19 protein-coding genes and 2 pseudogenes are annotated in these 23,894 nt (G+C 46.4%); 10 read left to right on the forward strand and 11 right to left on the reverse strand.

The window, feature by feature from the left end; genetic code table 11:
- Positions 1-86: 86 nt before the first annotated feature.
- The 3 genes from MAE_RS12970 to MAE_RS32200 form a co-directional block, all read right to left on the reverse strand.
- The gene (locus tag MAE_RS12970; protein WP_012265972.1) at positions 87-2,105 is read right to left on the reverse strand and encodes a LysR family transcriptional regulator; all 2,019 of its coding nucleotides are present in this window, start codon (positions 2,103-2,105) and stop codon (positions 87-89) included.
- A gap of 3 nt (positions 2,106-2,108) precedes the next feature.
- On the reverse strand, positions 2,109-3,158 hold the full coding sequence (locus MAE_RS12975) for an LLM class flavin-dependent oxidoreductase (RefSeq protein WP_012265973.1): 1,050 nt from the start codon (positions 3,156-3,158) through the stop codon (positions 2,109-2,111).
- Positions 3,159-3,431: 273 nt separating this feature from the next.
- Positions 3,432-3,674: a hypothetical protein gene (locus MAE_RS32200; protein WP_125730319.1), complete on the reverse strand. Its 243-nt coding sequence runs from the start codon at positions 3,672-3,674 to the stop codon at positions 3,432-3,434.
- On the opposite strand from MAE_RS32200, the gene sfnG reads away from it, so the two are divergent.
- The 9 genes and pseudogenes from sfnG to MAE_RS13020 all read left to right on the forward strand — a co-directional run bounded on the left by sfnG (position 3,673) and on the right by MAE_RS13020 (position 14,493).
- Complete coding sequence (sfnG, locus tag MAE_RS12980; RefSeq protein WP_012265976.1) at positions 3,673-4,770, forward strand: dimethylsulfone monooxygenase SfnG; 1,098 nt, start codon at positions 3,673-3,675, stop codon at positions 4,768-4,770. The two genes, MAE_RS32200 and sfnG, sit on opposite strands and share 2 nt — an antisense overlap.
- A 34-nt stretch (positions 4,771-4,804) precedes the next feature.
- Complete coding sequence (locus tag MAE_RS12985; protein WP_012265977.1) at positions 4,805-6,313, forward strand: sodium:solute symporter family protein; 1,509 nt, start codon at positions 4,805-4,807, stop codon at positions 6,311-6,313.
- A 20-nt stretch (positions 6,314-6,333) separates the two neighbouring features.
- A complete protein-coding gene (locus tag MAE_RS12990; protein ID WP_012265978.1) occupies positions 6,334-6,849 on the forward strand; it encodes a hypothetical protein in 516 nt (171 codons plus the stop codon).
- Positions 6,850-6,889: 40 nt separating this feature from the next.
- Positions 6,890-8,104, forward strand: coding sequence for an SfnB family sulfur acquisition oxidoreductase (locus MAE_RS12995; protein ID WP_012265979.1), 1,215 nt, complete (start codon positions 6,890-6,892; stop codon positions 8,102-8,104).
- A 78-nt stretch (positions 8,105-8,182) separates the two neighbouring features.
- Positions 8,183-9,229 carry a hypothetical protein gene (locus tag MAE_RS13000; RefSeq protein ID WP_012265980.1) on the forward strand — a complete coding sequence of 349 codons (1,047 nt, stop codon included), beginning with the start codon at positions 8,183-8,185 and terminating at the stop codon, positions 9,227-9,229.
- A 47-nt stretch (positions 9,230-9,276) separates the two neighbouring features.
- Positions 9,277-9,858: an NADPH-dependent FMN reductase gene (gene ssuE / locus MAE_RS13005; protein ID WP_012265981.1), complete on the forward strand. Its 582-nt coding sequence runs from the start codon at positions 9,277-9,279 to the stop codon at positions 9,856-9,858.
- Between the two features lie 121 nt (positions 9,859-9,979).
- Positions 9,980-11,167, forward strand: a pseudogene (locus MAE_RS13010) (bifunctional 3,4-dihydroxy-2-butanone-4-phosphate synthase/GTP cyclohydrolase II); the annotation flags it as partial.
- A gap of 423 nt (positions 11,168-11,590) precedes the next feature.
- Positions 11,591-13,240, forward strand: a complete 1,650-nt coding sequence (locus tag MAE_RS13015; RefSeq protein WP_012265983.1) for an iron uptake porin — start codon at positions 11,591-11,593, stop codon at positions 13,238-13,240.
- A gap of 68 nt (positions 13,241-13,308) precedes the next feature.
- A complete protein-coding gene (locus MAE_RS13020; RefSeq protein WP_002798494.1) occupies positions 13,309-14,493 on the forward strand; it encodes an acyl-CoA dehydrogenase family protein in 1,185 nt (394 codons plus the stop codon).
- 117 nt (positions 14,494-14,610) lie between these two features.
- Here the strand turns inward: MAE_RS13020 and MAE_RS36445 are convergent.
- The 3 genes and pseudogenes from MAE_RS36445 to MAE_RS13030 all read right to left on the reverse strand — a co-directional run.
- A pseudogene (locus MAE_RS36445) lies at positions 14,611-14,785 on the reverse strand (IS200/IS605 family transposase); the annotation flags it as partial.
- A gap of 434 nt (positions 14,786-15,219) precedes the next feature.
- Positions 15,220-16,404, reverse strand: coding sequence for an ATP-grasp domain-containing protein (locus tag MAE_RS13025; RefSeq protein ID WP_012265985.1), 1,185 nt, complete (start codon positions 16,402-16,404; stop codon positions 15,220-15,222).
- A 60-nt stretch (positions 16,405-16,464) separates the two neighbouring features.
- Positions 16,465-17,685 carry a hypothetical protein gene (locus tag MAE_RS13030; protein WP_012265986.1) on the reverse strand — a complete coding sequence of 407 codons (1,221 nt, stop codon included), beginning with the start codon at positions 17,683-17,685 and terminating at the stop codon, positions 16,465-16,467.
- A gap of 958 nt (positions 17,686-18,643) precedes the next feature.
- Between MAE_RS13030 and MAE_RS13040 the strand changes: the two genes are divergently transcribed.
- Positions 18,644-19,321, forward strand: a complete 678-nt coding sequence (locus MAE_RS13040) for a hypothetical protein (RefSeq protein WP_004159248.1) — start codon at positions 18,644-18,646, stop codon at positions 19,319-19,321.
- Positions 19,322-19,374: 53 nt separating this feature from the next.
- On the opposite strand, the gene MAE_RS13045 is transcribed toward MAE_RS13040, so the two are convergent.
- The 5 genes from MAE_RS13045 to MAE_RS13065 all read right to left on the reverse strand — a co-directional run bounded on the left by MAE_RS13045 (position 19,375) and on the right by MAE_RS13065 (position 23,836).
- A complete protein-coding gene (locus tag MAE_RS13045) occupies positions 19,375-20,313 on the reverse strand; it encodes a GDP-L-fucose synthase family protein (protein ID WP_012265988.1) in 939 nt (312 codons plus the stop codon).
- Positions 20,314-20,325: 12 nt separating this feature from the next.
- Complete coding sequence (gmd, locus tag MAE_RS13050) at positions 20,326-21,408, reverse strand: GDP-mannose 4,6-dehydratase (RefSeq protein WP_002798501.1); 1,083 nt, start codon at positions 21,406-21,408, stop codon at positions 20,326-20,328.
- 115 nt (positions 21,409-21,523) lie between these two features.
- A complete protein-coding gene (locus MAE_RS13055) occupies positions 21,524-21,865 on the reverse strand; it encodes a TIGR03792 family protein (RefSeq protein ID WP_002798502.1) in 342 nt (113 codons plus the stop codon).
- 12 nt (positions 21,866-21,877) lie between these two features.
- Positions 21,878-22,765 (reverse strand): ParA family protein, encoded by an 888-nt coding sequence (locus tag MAE_RS13060; RefSeq protein ID WP_002798504.1) that lies wholly within the window; start codon positions 22,763-22,765, stop codon positions 21,878-21,880.
- Between the two features lie 15 nt (positions 22,766-22,780).
- Positions 22,781-23,836 (reverse strand): metallophosphoesterase family protein, encoded by a 1,056-nt coding sequence (locus MAE_RS13065; RefSeq protein WP_012265989.1) that lies wholly within the window; start codon positions 23,834-23,836, stop codon positions 22,781-22,783.
- Positions 23,837-23,894 lie beyond the last annotated feature (58 nt).

The following is a 23,894-nucleotide window of genomic DNA, read 5'->3' on the forward strand; positions in this document are numbered from 1 at the left end:
AAAAAGTATCATCTGGAGGAAAATTTTTGTTACCATTTGCTCGGAATTTGACGGGTATAAATGGGGATAAAGTATATCAAAAACTTTTATAAAACTTGAGCGTACCGATTAAATTTTTCCTCTGGAAAATAACCATTAGAGAGTTGGCTCGAAAAAGAAATCTGATGGAAATGGTAATCTAGTTCGAGTAAATTATAGACTAGCCGTAAAAAATAATCGTCCATCCAAAAATCTACGTCAAATAATGAGATACCGTATTGTCCATCTAACCTACGATTGAGGGTTTTTAATAGCCAAGACCATTGGGGTTTTAGGGTGGGATCGGTGTGGTTTCCAGAGGCAGGAGCGAAGAACTGAAATACCCGATCAGGACAAACCCATGTTACATCGTTTAACAACTTGATCGCTCTTGCGGAATCTGAATGAAACCAATGATTGGCGATTACCAAGTCGTGTAGGTAAGCGATAACAAGTTTGGGGTTTTCTTTGAGAAACCGCGATCGACAAACAATGCCTCTAAGGGAAGGAATTCTTAAACCGAAATTTTGCTCTAGGGGTAATTTTTTGGCTGAAACGTATTCTTGAAAAATAGAAGTAAAAGTATCACAACATACATAGGCATCTATTTGCTTTTTTCTAAAGCTCATACTTGCCGTATGTGGATCTTCATTAACCAAGTGACAATCTCGACTAATCTCCAGTCCGTACAGGTTAAAAAGAGTGATAATAAATCGATGCGCGTTGGAACCAAATAAGGTAGAAATACGCTTGCCTCTTAGTTCTGGGACGGTGGCGATTGGAGAGTCTTTAGGAAGCAGAATCCTCAGATCTTCACCGAAAATATTATAAGAGGCAATCCCGATTAGTTTAGAACCGAAACTGAGATTGTTAAAAAACATAGTACCATTGTTTAAAAGAGAAATATCGTCTAAAATACAAATATCTAAATCTCCTCTTTTCATTTGTTGATTCATTTGTTCACCACAAGCGAATTCAACGATCTGTAAGGTAAAATTTCGATCGATCTCGATATTTTTCTGAAAAATTGGTTTTTCGTTGGACTCTCGCTGTAGATCGAAAACATATTTAACTCCATAGCTGGCGATAAACTGTCCGATCGAATCCCGTTGAATTCCAACTCTGAGTATATTTTCCGTTGGCAAAGTATCGCTGGCAAAAATAAGATTCGGTTGCGGGGAAATGGCTAAATCATCCTGATCGAGGCGAAAACTTCTAACCAAACTTTCTCCTAATATTAATAGCTCGCTAAAATGAGGGACGTGCAGATAGACTCCATATTCGTTGACATCCTGTATAGGTATTATCGATGCTGGATAATTCAAGAGGGAATTAAATTGGCAAAAATCAGGCAGGATAGTTGATTTATGGCTTTTTTGCACAGAATCGAGAAGTTCTTGATAACTTTCAATGATTCGTACATCCCTTAGATAGTTTAATACAACTTGATTTTTACAAAGCTCTTGATAAATTTCATCTAAAAGAACCAAGTCAGTTGGGTTTATATCTGAGATTTTAATCAATTTTTTGCTAGGAAATAGATCATTCTTACCGAAAGAAATAAGTTGGAAGCGGTGGGTAGTTAGTCTAGTACAATGATGTTTATCTTTATAAGCGGAGAAACTGTTGAGCAGAATATCAAGGTTTTTGGGCGAGGATTCGGCCAATAAACCTTGAGCGGATAGGGAAATCTCTTGAATATTTCGACTTGGAAAGCAAAGCCGAAATCGTCGCCAGTAATGTTTTAACCAGACTTCTAAAATTAAAGGGGTAGCACCGAGAATTAAGTCTTCTCCGTCGGCACTTAAGGTCAGCTGAAACTCTCGTTGAAGGGTTTCCACGGTTTCTATCACCTGAAAGGTTTCAGAAATTAGCTTTCTACCCTGATTGGTTAGTTTGATCGAGCCAGGGGAGCGATTAACCAGCAATACTCCAAAATAATCCTCTAATTGCTTGACTTTTTTGCTAATTAATGATTGACTATAGCCCAATTGATAGGCCGCTTTAGAAAAGCTACCAGAATCATCGACCGTCTTGAGAATTTTCAGGTGATTTAGGGTAATGTCTTCCGAGGTAATTCGACTCATAATTCACCGAGAAATTAAAGGATAGGGGTGTGAGTATCGATCGATCACCTGTTGATGAAAATAGAGAGCATCTTCCCGGGTGGATTCAAACTTGAAGATAATCAGGTCAACTCCGATAGATTCGTAGTCTCTCAAGCGACGGATCACCGTCTGTGGATCACCGACAAATCGAGCCGAGAGGCCAAGATTTGCCTCGATCGTTTGACCGATATCTAGTTTATTGTGGGCTACTGCATTGGCATCGATTTGTTGTTGGAAATAACGAATTTTTCGAGTGTCGGCAGAGCGATAAATCTTGTCTAGTCTGGACTCGGCTTCGACCCTGGTAGGGCGGACAATGGCGAAAGCGCTCATCGCTACTTGAATCTGCCGTTGATAGCGATCGCTCGCCCATCGTTTTACCTTCTCCACCAGCGCGGCCGTTTTTTCCACATCATCCGCATTAATAAAAAGATAATCCCCCAAACGAGCCGCTAGATCGATCGCTCGTTCCGATTCCCCCGCAATAAAAACGAGAGGAAGCGGTGTCGGTCGCTCGGCTAAAATGCCCTGGGTGATCGTGTAATATTTGCCCCGATAATTAAAATCGGCAGTCGTCCATAATCCCCGAATAATCTGAAGATATTCTTCTAATCTAGCGTAGCGATCGCCGTGGGAGAGCCAAACATCACCGTAGCTTTCCACTTCTAGTTGCCACCACCCCGCGATCCCGCTCAAACCGAACCGGCCTCCACCGGGTTGATTCTGGAGAGCGGCACTTAGCTTGGCCACCACTGCGGGCAATTTAAACCCCGGTTGTACGGCCGTGACGATTTTAATCTCTTGGGTCGCTAAACTCACCGCGCCAGCCGTGAGCCAAGGGTCAGTTACGTCATGATCCGGCCCGTGTACCGCATTGAGATAGTGTTCGGGAATGTAGTAGAAATCATAGCCCACTCGATCGGCTTGAACGGCCAACTCGACCAGATCGGAAATCGACCAATTTCTCTCCGGGTTAATCACTCGCAACCATCCACCACAAACGGGTGCCCAAATTCCAAACTGAAGCGGCATAGGTGTTTTCCAATACCCACGAGGGAGACGTGTTTTTTAGGAGCCATCACTCTATCATGTTCCTTCCCCAGAAGCGTTATTTTTCCTTATACCGAAATTCCTCTTGTCTATCACGATTTGGAATATCAGGTATTGAGGTTCGATTGGAGTACCCCTGGAAGACGCACCGTATTCCAAAATGGCATAGAAAAAGTCAATCGGGGTGTATCAAACTACGACGTCATCCTTGAGTAGTGATTACACTGAAAGGCAATCAACTATATTTCGGTCGAATTACAGTAGTTCTCGGCTCCAGGCTTGAGAGAGAGCGAGTTTTGACCCCGATATAGGTAACTCGAATCTTGCTAGAAACAGCATTCTAAAGACTTGAGTTAGGGTGCTTGGCGATCGCCAAAAACGGGATCGCTCCTCCAGACGAACACGAAAGAGATCGTCCGAAATGACCGTGTACACTGGATTCTTGCGAACGGTGAAGCGGTCGAACCAATAGTTTCCATCACGGAGTAACCGAATCATGGTAGATATTAAGTTCGCTTACTGGGTTCCCAATGTTAGTGGCGGGTTAGTGGTGAGTAAAATCCCGCAAAACACCGATTGGACCTACGATTACAACGCTTGGCTGGCACAGACTGCCGAAGAAGTCGGGTTCGAGTACGCGTTAGCCCAAGCCCGATTCATCGCCAGCTACGGCGCGGAGTATCAACTAGAGGCCTTTGCCACCGTCGCCGCCCTAGCCCCCGTAACCAAGAAAATCACCCTAATCGCCGCCGTCCATCCCGGTTTATGGCATCCCGGGGTCGTCGCCAAAATCGGCTCGACGATCGATTTCATTTCCAAAGGTCGTTTCGCCCTCAACATCGTCAGTGGCTGGTTCAAGGGTGAATTCACCATCTATGGTGAACCTTGGCTCGATCACGATGAACGCTATCGACGCTCCGAGGAATTCATTCGCATCCTCAAGGGACTGTGGACAGAAGACGAATTCCACTTCAAAGGGGATTTTTATCGCATCAACGGCGGTTGGGTCAAACCCCGCCCCGTTAATAATCATCCCCATCCCGAAATCTTTCAGGGGGGTAACTCCAAAGCCGCCCGACAGATGGCCGGTCGGGTATCGGACTGGTATTTCATGAACGGCAACTCGATCGAGGGAGTCCGCGAACAGATCGAGGAAGTTTCCGCCCTTGCCCGTCAAGCCAGCCGTAGTATCAAGTTCGGTCTCAACGCCTTTATCCTCGTCCGTGATACCGAAAAAGAAGCCCACGAGTTACTGCGGGAGATTATCGCCAAAGCCGACAAAGAGGCCGTGGAAGGATTTGGCGAAGCAGTCAAACAAGCGGGTTCCGCCACCAGTGAAAAAGTGGGAATGTGGGCCAACTCGAACTTTGAAGATCTAGTACAGTACAACGATGGATTCCGTACCGGACTGATCGGCACAAAAGAACAGGTAGCGGAAAAAATCCAGCAGTTTCACGCCGTGGGGGTCGATTTGATTCTCGGTGGTTTCCTGCACTATACGGACGATTTACCCGCCTTCGGTCGCGAGGTGATTCCGCTCGTGCGGCAACTGGAATCCCGTCGTTCCCCCAGAGAAGAGTTCGCCCTGGTTTAAGCGAAAGAAAGAAATACACAAGGAGAAAATCGTAATGGAAGGGATTAGTCTCGCTCAGGCGGCTCCCCTTGGACCGATCGAGGGAATTGTCACCCTGATCGCGTTAGGTCTGGCTATGTTGATTGTTTCCTACTACGCTAAGTGGAAACTGGTAAAAAACACCCACGATTTTGTGATTGCCGGTCGCAAGCTGGGTTTAGGATTCGGGATTGCCGGCTTGCTTTCCGTCTGGACTTGGGTGATCGGGATTTTACTGCCGATCGGGGTCACCTTTAAGTACGGATTATCGGGCTTATTTTGGTTTACCGTCCCCAATGGTGCGGCGGTCATTGCCGTGATTCCCTTTGCCAAAAAGTTACGGCGATTGATGCCCCACGGTTATACCATCAGCGAGTTTATCTCCGCTCGTTACGCGGGAGCAAAATTGGCTCGCGTGGTCGTAGTCGCTGGTATCCTCTTCGGGGCGATCCAAATTGTCACGGTGAATCTCAAGGGAGCATCCCTGATGGTGGCCACGATCTTCGGTCTTCCGGAGGGGGTAGTCGCAACCATCTCCTCGATCGTCATTCTCCTGTACATCAGTTTAGGGGGACTCTGGGCATCCATGGCTACTTCTACCTTGATGTGTTTGCTGATTATGGTTCCCTCTGTCCTGGTCACCACGGCGGTCTTAGGCCAGGTGGGAGGGGCGGAAGCCGTGTGGCAGACCGTACAGAGTCAGGGCGGCGAACTTCTTTCGGTGACGCGACCGGATGCCTTCCAGAATTTCGGCTTAACCTTCGCCCTCGCACTGATTACTGCCACGATCGCCGGACAGGAATTCTGGCAGGTGGCTTGGGGGATCAAAGAACGGGAATTAGGCAAAACCTTTTTCTGGGGTGGGGGACTCTACTATGTGGTCGCCCTCTGTCTAGGGGTGGTAGGGCTGGTGGGCATCGCGCTCAAGGTGGATCTGGCCCGGGATCTTGGTGGTGATCCCGCCGCCTTGGGTCCTTTTTTGGTTTCCCATTTAGGTTTGCCCGATTGGGTGATCTACCTGTTCGTGATCATTGTGCTGTCGGCCTGCTATTCCACCTGTGACGGCACATTGGCGGCGGTTAGTTCGGTTTCTGCGGTGGATGTGATCAAGCCCCTGTTCCCCGCTATTTCCGATCGCTCCCTCTTCGCTTGGACGCGGTTTTCGATGGTCTTAGCGGCGGGAATTTCGGTGGCGGTGGTGCTATCGGGAATCGATCTGGTGACGCTGGTACTGGGGACTTCCATCATCCGCGCCGCCGTTCTCGTGCCTCTGGTACTGTCGATCGTCTGGTCGCGAATGAATGCCACGGCCTTTACCGCCTGGACGATCATCGGTCTGATTGCCGGGGTTTTCGCCCTCGCCAAGTTCGGCGAGGAGATCGGTACCTATACGGTAGTCGCAGTCAGCACGATCGTCCCAATTGTGATTGCCTTGACCAATTCCCGACGCTTCGATTACACCCAACTACGTCAGGCACAGGATCTATCCGAGATACCGGACACTTCTTCTGTCGCGCTGCGATAAGTTTTCACAGAATCACGATCATGAATAGTCTCTTGCAGATGATACCGCCCTCCTTGCGGACTTGGGCGAAGCGGCTCGGCTATTTCCTGGGCGGCACGATGCTCACGGTTTTCTATGCCGGAGCGGTTCCCGCCCAAAGTCTCCCTAGTCGTCCCCTAACTCAAAATCCCTATTCCCCGACCACCATTATCGCCGGTGTTATTGCCGCTATCATCACGATTTTCTTTCTGCGGGGAATGTATCTCGTGTTGACCTACGCTTCGGCAACCTATGGACTGGAAGAGGAGGAAGAAGAGGGGAATCTAGAAGGGGGCCAGGAAAACAATGCCTTACTCTATGGAGCCTTCGGTTGGATTATCGGTTCGGCTCTGATCATTACTTCCTACGGATTCAGCTGGAGGTTCTTGTATATCGGCCCGATCGTCTGTTTGCTCGGCCCTCTCGTTCCCATTTTCGCCATGAACCGCGATATCCAGAAATACCGGCAAGTTTTGGCCCGTAGGGCGAGATATCAGTCCTCGCGCTCTCTGTATTAAAAGCTAGGCCACTCTATCTCACAGTCTAGGAGTAGTAACCATGACCACGTTAGTAAATGTTGCAACGGAACCGACCGCCCATCTGATTCAAGACGATCAAGAAGCGATCGCTGTGGCCAAAGAACTGGCCGCAGAATTTCTCCAAGAGGATTCCCTCCGCGATCGCGAACGCCGTCTACCGGTGGAGGAGGTAAAAAAATTCTCGCGCAGCGGGCTATGGGGGATCATCGTTCCCAAGGAATACGGGGGTGCGGGCGTATCCTACGCCACCCTAGCGCAAGTGATCGCCATTATTGCCGAGGCGGATTCTAGTTTGGGACAGATTCCCCAGAATCACCTCTATATGGTGGAAGCGATCCGGCTCGACGGTACGGAGGAACAGAAGCGATTTTTCTTTGACCTGGTACTGCAAGGCAAACGGTTTGGGAACGCCTTCTCGGAGATCGGCACCAAGTCAGTGACGGACGTGCAAACCAAATTAACTCGATCGGGCGATGGCTACGTTCTCAACGGACGCAAGTATTACTCCGCCGGCGCCCTGCTGGCCCATTGGATTCCCACGATCGCCGCCGATGAGAACGGCAATACGATCGTCGCCTTTGTGGAACGGGACGCGGAAGGCTTGACTCTGCTCGATGATTGGACGAGTTTCGGTCAACGCACCACCGCAAGCGGCACGACGATTCTCGAAAATGTCCTGGTGAAACCGGAACACGTCATCCCTCACTATCTAGCTTTTGAACGGGCGACCCCGATGGGTGCGGTGGCACAGATTATCCAAGCGGCGGTGGACGTGGGCATCGCCAAGGCCGCCCTGCGGGATACCCTGTATTTCGTCCGCAACCATACCCGTCCCTGGGTGGATAGTAACCAGGAGAAGGGTTTTGAAGATCCCCTGACTCTCTACAATCTGGGCAACGTGATCCTACAGATCCACGCCGCGGAAGCCCTACTACGGCGGGCCGGGGAATTTATCGACGCAGCCTATGAATCCGGGTTAGAGGAGGCGAAAGTAGTGGAATCGTCGATCGCCGTCGCCGAGGCCAAAGCGCTCGCCACGGAAGCCTCCCTACTGGCCACCAATAAACTCTTTGAACTGGCCGGCACGAAGTCCACCCTAGAGGAATTTAACTACGATCGCCACTGGCGCAACGCCCGCGCCCACACCCTCCACGATCCGGTGCGCTGGAAATACTATGCGATCGGCAATTACTTCCTCAACGGTGCCAACCCGCCCCGCCATCCTTGGCTATAAGTCTGCGGGAGGAAGGGGAGCGCCCTCCCTCTCCTCCTGATTTCTACCTTCGATCGGTCACACTACTGTAGAGGAAATATGAGTGTTGCCCATCCGCTCCAGAAACGGAATATCTGGAAAAATCAACCCTTTAAGGGACTCTTGTTCATCGGCATTATCGCTGTGGTCAGTCTGGTTTTTGAACTGATCTTCACGGGCCTATTCGCTCTAGATGTAAACGAAAAATTAGTTTATATCACCCTCTGTTTTGTCTGGTGGTGGCATCTGGGTTTTTCCCTAAATGGCTATCCGGGTTCTCGATTTTTTTCCCATCGCTTCGGACGGGGAACCGTTAATTTAGCGATCTTGCTGCTGTTGGTCTATCTGACTGGAGAAGCGTGGAAATTTATCTTCACCCCCGCCCGTCTCACCGATACCCCCGTAGGTTTGTGGGGACAAACCGCGATTGTTGCCGCCTGTGCCAGTCTGTTCTTTTTCGATAACACGATCGTGGCTTCCGAAGAACTCCAAGACCGACATCCCACCAGTGGATTTCTCAACATCTTTTTTGCCGTTTTTATGGTCGCTCCCGCCCTCACTTTTCTACCGCAGCTCTGGGGATTAAAACCGTTCTATATTCCTTGGTACTGGTATCCCCTCTCCACGGTATTCGGTAGTTTTTTCGATCGCTGGCCGCTCGCTCAACTGGGCCTAACCATGCCGCGTCTGGGCTTTCGACCTACCGGGGCGGTATTATTTCTCACCCTCCTGATGGCGTTTTTTCTCCGGCTGGCGGGGATGGATTTATTCACCACGGCGACCGGGCCGACCTTCGCCGCCATCTGGACAACGGTGGGTTTGGGTTTACTCTGGCAATTCAATCTCTGGCCCTTTCAAGGACTTGCCCAACCGGCCAAGGGAATCATTACATCGGTGATTAGTTTGGTCATCTCGCTGATTCTTTACGCCGCAACGGAAGTCCTCTTCGGTCCGGCCAATATCCGACCGGGACTGTACTGGTGGTTCGATATTCTCTGGGTGCAGGTGTTTCTCATGGCCCCGGGATTGTACGACGGGATCGGACTCTGGCAAAGTCGCGCTGAGATAACCGCTGATCGCCCTGCCGAAGCCGTATCTCGTTCCTGATCCGCGAGACCGTTATTACCCATTATTACCAATCTAGGAGATTTACGATGGCGAATATTCTCTCGATCGCTGGCAATCCCACCGCTCCTTCTAAAACCTACGGATTCGTTCAATACGTCAACGAACTCCTAGAAAAAGAGGGATTTCATACCGATACGATCGCCGTGCGGGACTTCTCGCCGGAAGACCTCATCTACGGACGCTACGATAGTCCGGCCCTAGAACCGATAAAAGCTCTACTAGGACAGGCCGACGGGATTATCGTGGCCACCCCGATCTACAAGGCCGCCTACACCGGACTGCTGAAAGCTTTCTTGGATTTACTGCCGCAGGGGGCGTTCGCCAACAAAGTGGTACTGCCGATCGCCACTGGAGGCACGATCGCTCATCTACTGGCGATCGATTATGCCCTCAAGCCGGTTCTCTCGGAACTGAAGGCGCGTCACATTCTCGGCGGTATTTATGCGATCGATAAACAATTGCAATTCCAGGCCTCTGGCCAACTCCAACCCGATGAGGAGATCGGGCAAAGAACCCAAGAGGCGGTACGGGATTTCGTCGTTGCGGTGAACCTACATCGAGCGGCCACGAAGGAAAAAACCCCTACCCCCCTGCCCGTACATACATAAAAGTGTCAGCTTGTCAAGATTCCTTTGAACTATTTTTATGAGCGAGCCTACCCTATCGATTGCCTCTTCCTCTCGAATCATCACCCTGGCGCGACGGAACCCGGTCGAACCGAGGTTTACCATGGTCGATCGGGCCCTCGATGCCCTACGATCTGGGCAAGCCATCGTCGTCGTGGACGATGAAAAACGAGAGAACGAGGGGGATTTAATCTGCGCCGCCGAGTTTGCCACACCGACGATGATTAATTTCATGGCTACCCGGGCCCGGGGGTTGATCTGTCTGGCCATGACCGGCGATCGCCTAGACGAATTGCAATTACCGCCGATGGTGGAGAAAAATGGCGATCACCATCAAACCGCTTTCACCGTCAGTATCGATGCGGCGCCGCACCACGGCGTTACTACGGGGATATCGGCGAGCGATCGCTCCCGCACCATCCAAGTGGCGCTTTCCCCCACCACTACCCCCGATGATCTCAGCCGTCCGGGGCATATTTTCCCGCTCCGAGCGCGAGCGGGTGGGGTTTTCGAGCGGGCAGGACATACCGAGGCGGCGGTGGATCTGGCTCGTTTAGCTGGACTCTACCCCGCCGGAATAATCTGCGAGATCCAGAACCCCAACGGCTCGATGGCGCGTTTACCGGAGTTGATGAGCTACGCGGACGAGTACGGTCTACCGATTATCCGAATCACCGATCTGATCCGCTATCGCGAAGGGGTAGAATCCTCGGTATCGCGGGAAGCGATCGCCCGTCTGCCTACGGAATTCGGCGAATTTAATATCTACGCCTATCGCGACCTCCTCGATGGTTCGGAAGCGACGGCGATCATCAAAGGCGATCCGGACAAATTCGGAGAGCGGACGACTCTGGTCCGAATTCATTCCCAGTGTTTTACCGGGGATGTTCTCGGTTCCTCCCGTTGTGATTGTCGCCAACAACTGCATATCGCCCTGAAATCGATCGAAACCGCCGGACAAGGGGTTGTGGTCTATCTTCCACAGGAGGGACGAGGTGTCGGTCTGATCAATAAGCTCAAGGCCTACTCCCTACAGGATCTCGGCCTAGATACGGTAGATGCCAACAGGAGGCTAGGATTCGAGGCGGACGGGCGTACCTATCGGCTGGGAGCGCATATTCTCAAGGATTTGGGGGTAGCCGATATCCGTTTACTAACTAATAATCCCCAAAAAGTTCAGGGTCTCCGAGATTGGGGGATCAACATTGTCGAGCGAATCCCTCTCGTCATGCCTCCAAACTACCACAATCAACAGTATTTGCTGACAAAGCGCGAAAAACTAGGGCATCTGTTGCCGTTTAGCTAGGGTTGGCTGAATAAATCTAAAAACCTTGTTGGGTAAAACTTTTAGACCTTTTGGCCATCAAAAAGTAATGGATAGGGGAGTGATCGGGGGAAAAATTCAGGGACTTTTTCCCTGAAAATTAGGTAATTGACCCCCTCAAAATCGGTAAAACCCTACACCCCACACCCCACACCCTACACCCTGCCCCCACGAAAAACTTTTTGCCGCAAACCCTAGCTAATCACTCCCCTTTTCTAGCGTAGGGGTCGGAAAAAGAGCAATGCCTGTTGGCAAAGCGGCGGAAGTTCTGCCCGTGTTCTCAAGATAGGACTCCTATTCTCCAGGCCTTAGGATTCTGCGGTTTTACCCTGGAATTCTGCTACAGCACCGGCTTGGGATAACGAGACTTTCTCAATTGCTGCCGGAGATATGGGAATCGATCGAGCGCGGTTCCGAGGATTCGTCTGGCCAAAAAACACCGACTATCTCTATTTTTTGGATGTGAGGATTTCGATGGTTTCTGTCTCTTGTAATTCGTTATGGCGACCTTCTCTCCTACTGGGAAGCGTTTTCTTTGCCGTACCCGCGTTCGCTCAAATCGACCCTTCGGGTTTACCGCTAACCGATATGTCGAAAAACCATCCCGATCCAGCGATGGCGCAACTCACTTCTGTGTCCCAACTTGCCGATGTTCCGCCGACGGGCTGGGCGTTCGAGGCACTGCGATCGTTAGTGGAACGCTATGGCTGTATTGTCGGCTATCCCGACCGCACCTATCGGGGCGACCGCGCCTTAACCCGTTGGGAATTTGCCGCCGGTTTGAATGCTTGTTTAAACTCGATCGAGCGATCGCTGCAAGCAGGGGTTTCGATCGCCCAAGGAGATCTCGATACACTCAAGCGCCTTGCCCAGGAATTTCAGGCCGAGTTAGGGGCTTTAGGGGCGAGAGTGGATAACCTAGAAAACCAGGCTGCTTTCCTAGAAGACCATTCCTTTTCGACGACCACGAAACTACTGGGTGAGGCGATTTTCGTGGTCGCCAACGCCTTTCAAGGTGCGAGGGAGGGGAGCAATACCGTGTTTCAAGATCGCGTGCGTCTTCGGTTCGTCAGCAGTTTTACGGGCAAAGACCAGTTAAACGTAAGGTTAGATGCCGGTAATGCCCGACGATTTAATCTGGGGGATGGGACTCCGGAAGCTACTCAATCCTTTAACCTAGTTCCCTCTCTAGACAATAATGTCAATATCGGTTGGCTCGCCTATTATTTTCCCATTGGCGAGCGCATTTCCGCCTATATTGCAGCGGTCAATGGTGTCACCTACGATTTTATCCCGACGCTGAACCCCTATCTCGATAGCGGTACGGGCGGCGGAAAAGCACTAACCGTGTTTGCGTCCGCCAACCCCATTTACCAGATCGGTGGGGGTGCGGGAGGTGGCTTTAACTATCAACTGAGCGATCGCTGGATCGCCAGCTTGGGTTATCTGGCCGGGGATCATGCCGCTCCCAATCCGGGTAGTGGTCTTTTTAATGGTCAATACGCTGCGATCGCCCAAATCGCTTGGCTCGATTCTCGATCGGGTTTCGGGATCACCTACGTCCACGCCTACCAAAATCGGGGAGATTTATTTGACATCGGCAGTAGTTTTGGTATTGTCGGCACTAGGCAGGCTAATAATCCTTTTGGCACCCCATTGATCAGTGATTCCTTCGGTGCGTCGGGGTTCTTTACCATCACGCCGAACTTGGCGATTAATGGTTTCCTGGGCTATACCAACTCTAGAAATCTCCAAGGCCACGGAAATGCTGACATTTGGTACTATAGTCTAGGTTTCGCCTTTCCCGATGTGGGCAAAGATGGCAATCTGGGCGGTCTCGTGGTTGGCGTTCAGCCCTATCAAGCCAATAATCCCACGGATGCCAAGGATTTACCTATCCATGTCGAGGCTTTTTACAAATATCAAATTAATGACAATATCGCCATCACTCCTGGCTTATTTTGGCTGATCAACCCCGGTCAAAATAGTAATAATACCAGTGTTATTATCGGTACACTGAGAACCACATTTACCTTCTAGCAATCAACAAAATTTACCCCTATACCTTCCTGTTTAGGGGGATTCGATATATCTAAGGAATCTCGATCATGTCAGTATCCCCTAGTCAGTCTGCCGATTATTATCTATCTCTCGCGGTTTCTCTGGCATCGGAATTCGCCATCGATGCAGTGGAGCGAGACCATCAGGGTGGAACCCCGAAACTGGCGCGCGATCGCCTCCGCCAAAGTGGTCTTTTGACCTTATTGATTCCCCGAGAATACGGTGGTTCTGGCGAGAGTTGGATTACCTTATTTCGCATCGTTCGAGAGTTCGCCCAAGTCGATAGCTCGATCGCTCATATTTTTTCCTACCATCATCTTGGGGTGATCGTTCCCCATCTTTTCGGGACGATCGAACAGAAGGAATACTACTACAAGGAAACCATCCGACAGAATTGGTTTTGGGCGAATGCGTTAAATCCCTTGGATCGTCGGACAGCGATCGCTTCCGAGGGCGATATTTTCCGACTAGAAGGCAAGAAAAGCTTCTGTTCCGGTTCGTGGGATTCTGACATTTTACCCGTTACGGCGATCGATCAGGAGACGGGGAAAATATCGGTTCTTGTGGTTCCCACCCAGCGTGAGGGAGTAGAACTGCACGCCGATTGGGATAATATGGGTCAACGGCAAACCGATAGTGGTAGTGTTTCGTTTCATAATGTGGCGATTTACCCCCGCGAGTTTTTCGGTTCGCAAGCCTTTCCTGCGCCACCTTTCGCCACTTTCCGCGCCTGTTTAACCCAGTTGAATCTAGCCAATATCTACCTGGGGATTGCCCTGGGGGCTTTTGAGGCCGCACGACGGTACACGAGAGAGCAAACCCGTCCTTGGCTAACTGCCGGGGTCGAGCGAGCGACGGAAGCTCCCTATCTCCTCCATCGTTACGGCAGTCTGTGGGTCGATTTAGAGGCGGCCAGGGGTTTGGTTGATCGAGCAACGGAAATTCTACAGGACGCGTGGGAGGAACAATGGGAGCTCACCGCAGAAAAGCGCGGTCGCTGTGCCGTGGCGATCGCAGTGGCCAAGGTGGCGGCGACACGGGTGGGATTAGAGGTGGTGAATCAAATGTTCGAGGTCATGGGGGCGAGGGCGACATCGAGTTCCTACGGGTTTGATCGCTACTGGCGGAATCTACGAACTTTTACCCTTCATGATCCTGTGGATTACAAAATTCGCGATCTGGGCAATTGGATTGTCAATGAAAAATTCCCGGAACCGAATTTTTATTCTTAATAACGCTCTCCTAAGAAACAGAGCTAGTCATAGAGGGTGGGAGAGGCTAAGGAATTATCTCAAAGCCAAGGGAGTGGGCTTTTTTTGCTCAGGTTTTGCACGAGTTGCTCTAACTGTAGTTTCAACTAAAAAATGTACATGATCTCGAGCAACTCCGCTCTCTAGAAACTTAATTTCATAACGTTTTTCTATCTCTAAACAGACTTCTTTCAACAGGCAATCTACCTGTTCATCAAAAAGGGTTCTTGCGATATTTAGTTGGGAAAACTAGATGGTATAGCAAGACGCTCATCCCATGCTGTACGATCTATTGCTAACAAAACACACTCTAATTCTGGTATTTCCTGAACATACCTTTTCATTCACTGGTTTTGGTTGGGACGACAATCTTCTAAGTGCTTCGTATGTACTAACGCTCTTCTGGGACTCTGGGGGAGATAGAATTAAGATATATAGGGTTTGCTGAAAAAGTTTGTTGGTGGGGTGTGGGGTGTAGGGTGTAGGGTTTTACCGATTTTGAGGTAGTCAGTTACCTAATTTTCAGGGAAAAAGTCCAGGAATTTTACCCCCGATCCCTCCAATGGTCGGCACTTTTTGAGGTAAAAAAAGTCTAAAAGCCTTATCCAACAAAGTTTTTAGATTTATTCAGCAAGCCCTATTATAGTCTTTGAGTAAAAAATGCAAATTATAGCCGTGCAAATTATAACTGATCACTGATCACTGATTCTAGGCTAATTTAATTGCTGCAGTGACCACCTCTTCTAAAGACTCTAACCAATGAAAGTTAACATCAGCTAAACTCCGGCTGAGATCGATCGCTTTGCTGTCAGCTAGGACGCGAAAAATTATTTGTGGTACGGTGGGATTGGGAAAAGGTCTGGGTTCCAAGGTTTGTCTTTCCTGTCGGGTAGCCCGGATCGTTCTTTCGCCGCTGCCCCGGCCGGGTGATAATGGGCTATAACTGCGGTAGTAATTGCTAATACTCTCGATCGCTTTTTGGCCAAAGTCGGGATAACTGACAATATCAACGATAACCACTTTTAAATCAGGCAATAGTTGGAATTGTTGCAGACCGGCCTCTATTTGCTCGTTTAATTGCTCTAATTCTAGTCTTTCCTCCAGTATAAGCCATGCCGCCAGTTTTGCCCCCTGGCCAGCTAAGACATCCCAGATACTGGACATCAAACCCTGGCCATTACTGATCATCGCTATTCGGCCAGTTTGATCAATTATCGACCAAGGGGATTGTAATTGGGGTGGGGTCAAAGCGAGCAGATCGAGATGTCTAGCTAAAGCGGCATCATTAACACTTATTTTGCCATCTAGGGCCATCACTTCCCCGGCTTCGTTGATACCCAGGGGATTAATCTCGATAATATCGAGATCTTTGCTGACAAAGAGACTATACATTTTTTCGAGAATTTGACTGATAGACTCGATCAAAGACCCTCTTAAACCCATAGATACGGCTAATTGCCGACAGAGATAGGGGGAAAATCTCTCTTCAATGACCACTTTTTGCATGGTTGCCAGTAAACTGTCCACATCCATCCCCCCTTGACTCGCACCCAGTAAAACTGGTCTTTGCAGATGATAATCGAGTAAAATGGCTAAAAATATCTCCTGTTGCGGATTATACCTGGCTTCTGCTAGGATTACCTCTGGATATTCTCCGGCGATCGGTAAATGAAAGATAGCATGGGCAGCAGCGATCGCATCGATGGTATTAGCGACAAATTTCACCCCTCCGGCTTTTCCTCGTCCTCCCGCTCGTACCTGGGACTTCAGCACGATAGGATAGGGAATGTTTAATCTTTTTAGTCCCCCCGGTTCGTGGATTGGTTGGGAAGGTAAAATGGGGATACCTACCTGAGCAAATATTTCCTTGGCTTGGTATTCGAGTAAATCCATAATTAATTAATTGATAAAGTGGCAATTCTCTCTTTGCTCGTTTCGGTAGCTTGGGGACTATTAACTATCATAAGTTTGTGCAGTACCACAATGATAACAATAAGGTAAATTTTTATAAGTTAACTCATGGCAATGATGACATTCTACATATTGATAATAACCGCAATGGGGACAATGAGCATCTTGATTTTTAATCGTTTTAGCGCAGTTAATACATTGTGATTTTTGTACTCGTTTTGCTGCTTGAGACTTGGTATTAAAAACAAACTTTTGCAAAAATTTAATAATAGCAAAACCGAACAAAGGGATTAACAGAATATAAACATATTGAACTAAAAATACTAAACCTCCAAAGATAGCACCGATAATATCAAAAATGAATTGTGTAATAATACCAATTTGCAAAAATTCAAAAGCTTTGAAAATTAAAGGAATGAAGAAAATAACTAATAAATGCCAACTAATTAACGCTATTAAACCATAGCCGCGACTTTGGGCATACTGATTCACTAATAACGCAACAATTATTAATGGTGCTAAAAATAAAACTTGAAAACCTAATTGAATGCTAGGATACCAAAAAGTCGCATTTTTATAACCAGCTTCCACATCATTAAATTTACTTTCATTTCTCATGAAAGCAAGTAAATTTTGACTCGATGGTTTTTGTAGTAGTTCATTTTTTAGCTTAACAATTTCTTCTTTGATTTTTGATATTTTTTTATTATTTTCCTCTAGTTTCTGTTTTGCCTCTTCCGCTTTTACCCGGTTTATCGAATTGTTGGCAGACTGTCCGGCAATTTTCTCTAATAGGGTAGAATCATATTGACTTCTAATAATTTTATTATTATTTTCTAGTATATTAATATTATCTTGTTTTGTTTGTATTTTACTTAATAAAGTTTGATTTTCTTGATTATTTAACTTATTTTTAATATCAGCATATTGCAAACAAATTGGAGAAACTTTACCTAAATGTCCTATTTCTTCATCTTGATAATTATTATTTTTATAATCAACTAAAAAAGTTGTAATTAAATCATAATCTCTATCTGGACTATTATTTTTCTTGTAACTTTGCCATTCGCTGTAACAAGTATATACTTGTTGGGGGCTTAAATGCCACCTACTAATATCATCTAATCCTGTAAAAACATTAACTAAGATGAAAATATCAACAATTATTATTACCAATAAACTTACTTTATTTAATGGTTTATCATTAATCCTTCTTGATCTCCTGAAAAACTGATTCCACAAATTATTAAGTTTAGTAAACATAATCTACTCCTAAGTACAGGACAAAAAGGATGATATTTGGAAACTTCCCGCGCTCTCCCCTATCTAAATGGAGCAAGAGGACTCCCGTTAAATTTCTCCTTAATTAAAAATATACCAGAAATTCAGGGTGAGAGCATCTCAAAAGCTATTGACAATTGGCCAATTTTGTGATACGCATGGGCATTTCAGCTGATATCAGTCAATCAGAATAGTTACGAAATCTTAACATCTGGTCGATTTTTGCTTAACAATTGAGATGACAAATTCTCCTCAAATATGCCTGAATCGTCCTCTGGGCAAGCAACCCACACAAAGTTCATTTTGTCAAGGATTGTTAAGATGCGCTTCCCCTGAGCTTATGGATAAATTTATTGGTTTGAGTATGCTGATTTTTGGGTTTGTAATGATGGCCTTTAATCCAGCAGTTGGGGTGCTAGTGGCTCTTTTTGGGTTGATCGTGACTTGGAATAGCGAGAGAACTGTTTCTGTTCGATCACAGGACAGGGATAGGGTTCCTTGTCCTCATTGTGCTGAGTTAATTCAACCGAAAGCGAAGGTGTGCCGTTTCTGTGGGGCCAGGTTTAGATGACCCCTTGTCCTGAGTTTGGGATCGGTGGCAACCCGATCAGAGGTTTCTTCAGTTTTTTGTCACAATTGTTACATTTTTTCAGAGATTTTAATTCGATCGGGTGATTTTTTTTTGATAGGATTGAACCTATAATTTTCCCATAAATAGTTATTGTTCTCCATTAACCGTGCCAAACTAAGAACTGCGGACAAATCAAGAGTTTTGGCGTTTCAATAGACCAAATAAACTAATAACTGGCAATTAGTAGGAAATCTCAGTTATTTTTTGCTAAAATTCCCCTTTTTACCGCATTTTCTTGCTTGGAAACAAACTTTTTTCCGCTTTCGTCTCTGTCTTTAATTCGCTCCCACTAGGAAACTCAAGGGTAAGATGCTATATTTTCAAAAGCAGGGTCGTCATCATCCTCTGACCCTATTAACAATGCTTTTAAGTGCTTCTTTCGTTGTGGTCTCCCTTTCCTTGACTCCTGCGATCGCACGTCAATTCGCCCCAATTAACCCGATTAAACCGATTCCTTTGGGGAATGATCAATTAATTCCTGCCGGCACAGACATCCCTGTAAAATACGAGCAAGGGGAAAAAATTCTTTTAACCAAACAAGAAACTTTTTCTTTATCTCTGACCGTCACCGATAATATCAAAAATTCCCAAGGACAGACAATTATTCCCGATGGTAGTCAGATTATCGGAGAAATTAAACCTGATGGTCAAGGTTCGCGTTTTTTATCCCAAAAAATCTTTTTAAAAACCCGTCAACCCCAAGAAAAATCTATTGATGCTATTTCGGCAGTTTTCACTCGTCTAGAAAAGCTAATTAAAGGAGTTAACCCCGACAAAATTATTCAGGGTGCAGTATTAGGAAAATCCGCCGCTTCTGTCCTCGCTTCTTTTACTTCTGACCAACCGGTTAGCGAGGGATTATTACGAGGAGGGGGATTAGAAGTATTAGCCGGTTGGTTATTACGAGGAGAATCGGTGGAATTATTGTCAATTAACCCCAAGGAAGATTTAAAATTAACCCTTCGTTCTGATTTTACCGGTCAGTAACCTTAAAAAAATCTGGTGTGTTAGTTATTTATCTAACACACCAGCTATCTGGACTAAGCGGCGTTTTGCCGATACCATTCAATGGTTTTTTGCAAACCTTCTTTAAATTCCATTTGGGCAACAAAACCGAATTTTTCCCTAGCGCGGGTTGTATCTAAACAGCGTCGCGGTTGACCATTGGGTTTATCTATTTCCCAAACAATTTCGCCATCAAAACCCATTAAATCACAGATTAATTCGACTAAATCTTTGATAGAAATCTCAGAATTTGTACCAAGATTAACCGGGTCTGATTCATTATAGAATTGGCTGGCCATGACAATGCCTTGCGCTGCATCGGTGGAGTAGAGAAACTCCCGGGTTGGACTACCATCTCCCCAGACAGGAAGTTGTTTATCCCCCCGTTGTTGTGCCTCATAAACCTTGCGAATTAAAGCAGGAATTACATGGGAACTACCCGGATCAAAATTATCCTCTGGCCCGTATAAATTCACCGGTAAAAGATAAATTCCGTTGAAACCATACTGCAAACGATAAGACTCTAATTGTACCAATAAAGCCTTTTTAGCGATACCATAAGGCGCATTGGTTTCTTCGGGATATCCTGACCATAAATCGTCTTCATGGAAAGGTACTGGAGTAAATTTTGGATAGGCACAAATTGTCCCCACACAGACAAATTTTTGCACTCCTGCTAGATAGGCAGCGTGAATTAATTGGGTTCCCATCATCAAATTATCATAGAATAATTCGGCGGGTTTTTCCCGATTGAGACCGATGCCTCCCACATGAGCAGCCAAATGGATAATTAAATCTTCTTCGTCGGCTAAACGTTGACAGTTTTCCCAAACTCTTAAATCACAATCTTTAGACCGAGGAATTGTAATTTTTTCGGGATTGGCCCCCGCTGCAATTAATTGATTAACTACTTGCCGACCTAAAAATCCAGCCCCCCCGGTGACAACGATTCTTTGTTCGCTTAAATTCAGCATATTTTTACCTCTTTAATCCACAGTTGTCATTGAACGATTGCGAAGATAAGCCAAATCTTTTAATAACTGTCCGCTATCACCACCGTTATTAAGATTAATCCCCAAAGCCGCTAAATCCGCATCTACCATTAATTTTACCAGTCCCTCGAACGTTACCGACGGCTGCCAACCTAATTTCTCTCTGGCTTTTGTGGAATCTCCTATCAATAAATCCACTTCCGCCGGACGCAAATAACGTTCATCAAACTCCACATAATCCTGCCAATTTAAATTAACGTATTGGAAAGAAATATCGAGAAACTCCCGGATAGAATAGGTTTCATTTGTCGCCACTACATAATCATCCGGTTCTTGCTGTTGTAACATTAACCACATCGCCCGCACATAATCCTTAGCATAACCCCAATCCCGTTTAGAATCGAGATTTCCTAAATAAAGTTTTTTCTGTTGTCCGGCAATAATTCGGGCCAAAGCGCGGGTAATTTTGCGCGTGACAAAAGTTTCTCCACGACGGGGGGATTCATGGTTAAATAAAATGCCGTTACAGGCAAATAAGTCGTAGGATTCCCGATAGTTGACCGTTTGCCAGTGACCGTAAACTTTCGCACAAGCGTAGGGACTGCGGGGATAAAATGGCGTGGTTTCTTTTTGGGGAACTTCCATGACTTTCCCGAACATTTCCGAGGAACCTGCTTGATAGAAACGGACTTCGATGCCGGTTCTTTTTTGGTAATCCCGAATTGCTTCTAGTAATCTTAAGACCCCCACCCCCACAGCATCGACGGTGTATTCTGGGGCATCAAAACTAACTCGCACGTGGGATTGGGCCCCTAAATTATACACTTCTACTGGTTGCACTTGTTCGAGGATACGCCGCAGGGTCGTGCCGTCGGTGAGGTCGCCATAATGAAGAAATAATTTAGTATCGGGCTGGTGGGGGTCAGTGTAGATATGATCGATGCGATCGGTGTTAAAGGTGGAGGTACGACGGATGATACCGTGGACTTGATAACCTTTTTCTAATAATAATTCGCTCAGATAGGAACCATCTTGGCCGGTGATGCCGGTAATTAGGGCGCGTTTAGCTTCAGTCATCAGTAATTTACCTAATCAGAAAGAATAAAGACTCTGACTGCTTATAGCACACTTTAGCCCCTCAGGACAAGTTTGGCTAGGTTGAGAGGGGACAAAAAGATGAATTGATTTTTGATCATGTCCCCAGAGAGCCTAAATTGTTCTGAAAATTTTCTCGAAATTTTCTGACTTGAAATTCCTTGACTTTGAGCAGTTGATAATTATCTTTTCCCATGACTAGGGAAAATTTGGCTTCGGTGTCATCAAGTAAATTTTTGGAGATAGCTTTCCACTGTTCTTGTGTTTGCCAATGGACAACGATAATTAATTTTTCCTCGATGGCGGGATTAATCCAAAGCTCCTTACCTAAAAAACCAGGTTGTTTTGCTAAAAACTTTGTCCAAATTTCTTGATCTTTTTGGATAAATTTTTCCCTAGCTTCGGGTTTAACTTGAAATTCTAACCACTCAATGACCATAGTAATTATCTCCTATTTTTTGGCTTTCATCAAGAATTCTTCTGTGAGTTTCATAAAAGCTTTGGAACCACTAGAAGAGGGCATAGCTGCCACCACAGGCACGAACATATCAACAGCTTTAGCTACATTAACATCCATAGGAATCGCATTAGCAAAAATTTGATGGGCTTGAAAATCCTGTTGTACCCGGCGCATGACTTGATTATAGTAGCGACTGAGTAAACCACCACCGGAAAGAATAAAAACTATACCGAGTAAACCGGGGTTAATCGGTTCGGTTTCTTGATGACTAGCTTTCAGTTTAACTATTCTTCTTTCTAATAGCTGAATGCCGACAATTGATAAAGGTTCGGGACGGGCAGGTAGTAAATAAAAATGACTGCTACATAGACCACTACGAGTTAAAAGATTATAGCCCGGAGCGCAATCCATGATAATATAATCGTAACGGTCTTGAATGGGATCAATGATTTTTTGAATTAAGATTCTTTCCAGGTTATTCCAAGCATGATCAAAGCCTAAATCTTCCTGTAAAATTGCTTGGTGGTGCAGGGTTTCTGAGACGACATATTCATCATAAAGTTCGATGTCTCCTGGCAGTAGATCTAAGCCTTGAATTTCACAGACTGAAGGGACAATAATATCATCAATAGTTAATTTATTGTAGGGATTGGGTTTGATAATTGCTTCTAATAAATAGCTTAAAGTGCGTTTTTTGCGACGCAGTTGAGCGAATTCGTGGGGAGACATTAAGCTAAGAGTCGCACTGATTTGAGCGTCTAAATCGAGGACAAGGACTCGTTTTTGCTGAAATTTAGCTAAACAGGTGGCAAGGTTGACGGTAAGGGTAGTTTTTCCTACTCCTCCTTTCATATTAACGGTGCTGATGACAGTGGCCATTAGGGGAATTCCTTTCTAGTTAACCGATGGAATATCTCGACGTAAAACTTGCCCGTTGGGAGCCATAATCAAAGGAGGTAAACTGGTAATATTGATCGCCTCTTGGGTTTTCATGTCGTAGGTGGTGTAAACTGTTTCCTGTTGATTGGGATTAATATCGACAATTGTTAGGGTTTTTCTGGGCGCTTGTTCACTGTTCAATAACCGTCGCGGTCCACTGCCTAAAGCTCCCGCGTGTAATAATTGTAATTGCCCCCGTTTACCCGGATAGTAAGCGTGAGCGTGGCCACTAATATAAGTATGCACCTGATGGCCCTCTAAAAACGCTCTTAATTTCTCGGCATCGGCTAAATAATCCCCCGGTCGATTTCTGCCGACGGCAATACCGTAGAGGGGTAAATGACCGATTACTAGCCGCATTCTAGCATTTTTAGCGTCGCTACTACTCAAGTTTTTTGCTGCCCAATTTAGTTGTTGCCCAGAGATTAAATGAGTGGAGGCATCCCAAACTAGATAGAATATACCATTTTGAGTGAAAGTATAATAAAAAGGAAAGCCGGTTTTATCGATAAAATTTAAACTTGTATCATGTTGGGGGTTTTGCCAATAATCTTGGGCTAATTTTCTCTCTTGAGCATAGACAAATTTTCCTGCCGATAGAGATCCAGAAGCGTCATGATTACCGATGGTAAAACCAAAAGGTATTTTAGCAGCTCGCAGGGGCGCGGCGATATGGCGATCAAAGGCTGACCACATGGCGTTAATTGCTGCCTCTGTCAAGCTGCTTTTTTGTCCTGCCACCATGTCGCCACCACAGAGGACCAGATCGGGTTTATTATTGATAATTAAAGGGATAGCTCGATCGATTTCGGGATCGTAAGTTGTGGAACCGTATTGACTATTAAGGTCACTAATCACAATTATCTTGACTTTTTTCGCCTTTTGTGCTTGTTTAACAGCCGACTCAGGGGGATTTTTGGAAGTAACGGGCTGTAAAATTTGATGAGCGCAAGCTACCAAGCTAAAACCGCCTAAACTGCCACTGATCAGCAAAAATTTACGGCGTTGCATAGGATATCAATCTCGTCTTTAATTGAGGTCACGTCAGTTATTGTAGCAATTTTTGTCC

Origin of the sequence: Microcystis aeruginosa NIES-843 (assembly GCF_000010625.1) — a bacterium.
In the GTDB taxonomy this organism is placed as follows: Bacteria; Cyanobacteriota; Cyanobacteriia; order Cyanobacteriales; family Microcystaceae; genus Microcystis; species Microcystis aeruginosa.

Bases quoted from the DNA above. Each gene is read 5' to 3' on its own strand.
- MAE_RS12970 (WP_012265972.1), bottom strand. From the start codon at position 2,105: ATGAGTCGAATTACCTCGGAAGACATTACCCTAAATCACCTGAAAATT.
- MAE_RS12975 (WP_012265973.1), bottom strand. From the start codon at position 3,158: ATGCCGCTTCAGTTTGGAATTTGGGCACCCGTTTGTGGTGGATGGTTG.
- sfnG (WP_012265976.1), top strand. From the start codon at position 3,673: ATGGTAGATATTAAGTTCGCTTACTGGGTTCCCAATGTTAGTGGCGGG.
- MAE_RS32200 (WP_125730319.1), bottom strand. From the start codon at position 3,674: ATGATTCGGTTACTCCGTGATGGAAACTATTGGTTCGACCGCTTCACC.
- MAE_RS12985 (WP_012265977.1), top strand. From the start codon at position 4,805: ATGGAAGGGATTAGTCTCGCTCAGGCGGCTCCCCTTGGACCGATCGAG.
- MAE_RS12990 (WP_012265978.1), top strand. From the start codon at position 6,334: ATGAATAGTCTCTTGCAGATGATACCGCCCTCCTTGCGGACTTGGGCG.
- MAE_RS12995 (WP_012265979.1), top strand. From the start codon at position 6,890: ATGACCACGTTAGTAAATGTTGCAACGGAACCGACCGCCCATCTGATT.
- MAE_RS13000 (WP_012265980.1), top strand. From the start codon at position 8,183: ATGAGTGTTGCCCATCCGCTCCAGAAACGGAATATCTGGAAAAATCAA.
- ssuE (WP_012265981.1), top strand. From the start codon at position 9,277: ATGGCGAATATTCTCTCGATCGCTGGCAATCCCACCGCTCCTTCTAAA.
- MAE_RS13015 (WP_012265983.1), top strand. From the start codon at position 11,591: ATGGGAATCGATCGAGCGCGGTTCCGAGGATTCGTCTGGCCAAAAAAC.
- MAE_RS13020 (WP_002798494.1), top strand. From the start codon at position 13,309: ATGTCAGTATCCCCTAGTCAGTCTGCCGATTATTATCTATCTCTCGCG.
- MAE_RS13025 (WP_012265985.1), bottom strand. From the start codon at position 16,404: ATGGATTTACTCGAATACCAAGCCAAGGAAATATTTGCTCAGGTAGGT.
- MAE_RS13030 (WP_012265986.1), bottom strand. From the start codon at position 17,685: ATGTTTACTAAACTTAATAATTTGTGGAATCAGTTTTTCAGGAGATCA.
- MAE_RS13040 (WP_004159248.1), top strand. From the start codon at position 18,644: ATGCTATATTTTCAAAAGCAGGGTCGTCATCATCCTCTGACCCTATTA.
- MAE_RS13045 (WP_012265988.1), bottom strand. From the start codon at position 20,313: ATGCTGAATTTAAGCGAACAAAGAATCGTTGTCACCGGGGGGGCTGGA.
- gmd (WP_002798501.1), bottom strand. From the start codon at position 21,408: ATGACTGAAGCTAAACGCGCCCTAATTACCGGCATCACCGGCCAAGAT.
- MAE_RS13055 (WP_002798502.1), bottom strand. From the start codon at position 21,865: ATGGTCATTGAGTGGTTAGAATTTCAAGTTAAACCCGAAGCTAGGGAA.
- MAE_RS13060 (WP_002798504.1), bottom strand. From the start codon at position 22,765: ATGGCCACTGTCATCAGCACCGTTAATATGAAAGGAGGAGTAGGAAAA.
- MAE_RS13065 (WP_012265989.1), bottom strand. From the start codon at position 23,836: ATGCAACGCCGTAAATTTTTGCTGATCAGTGGCAGTTTAGGCGGTTTT.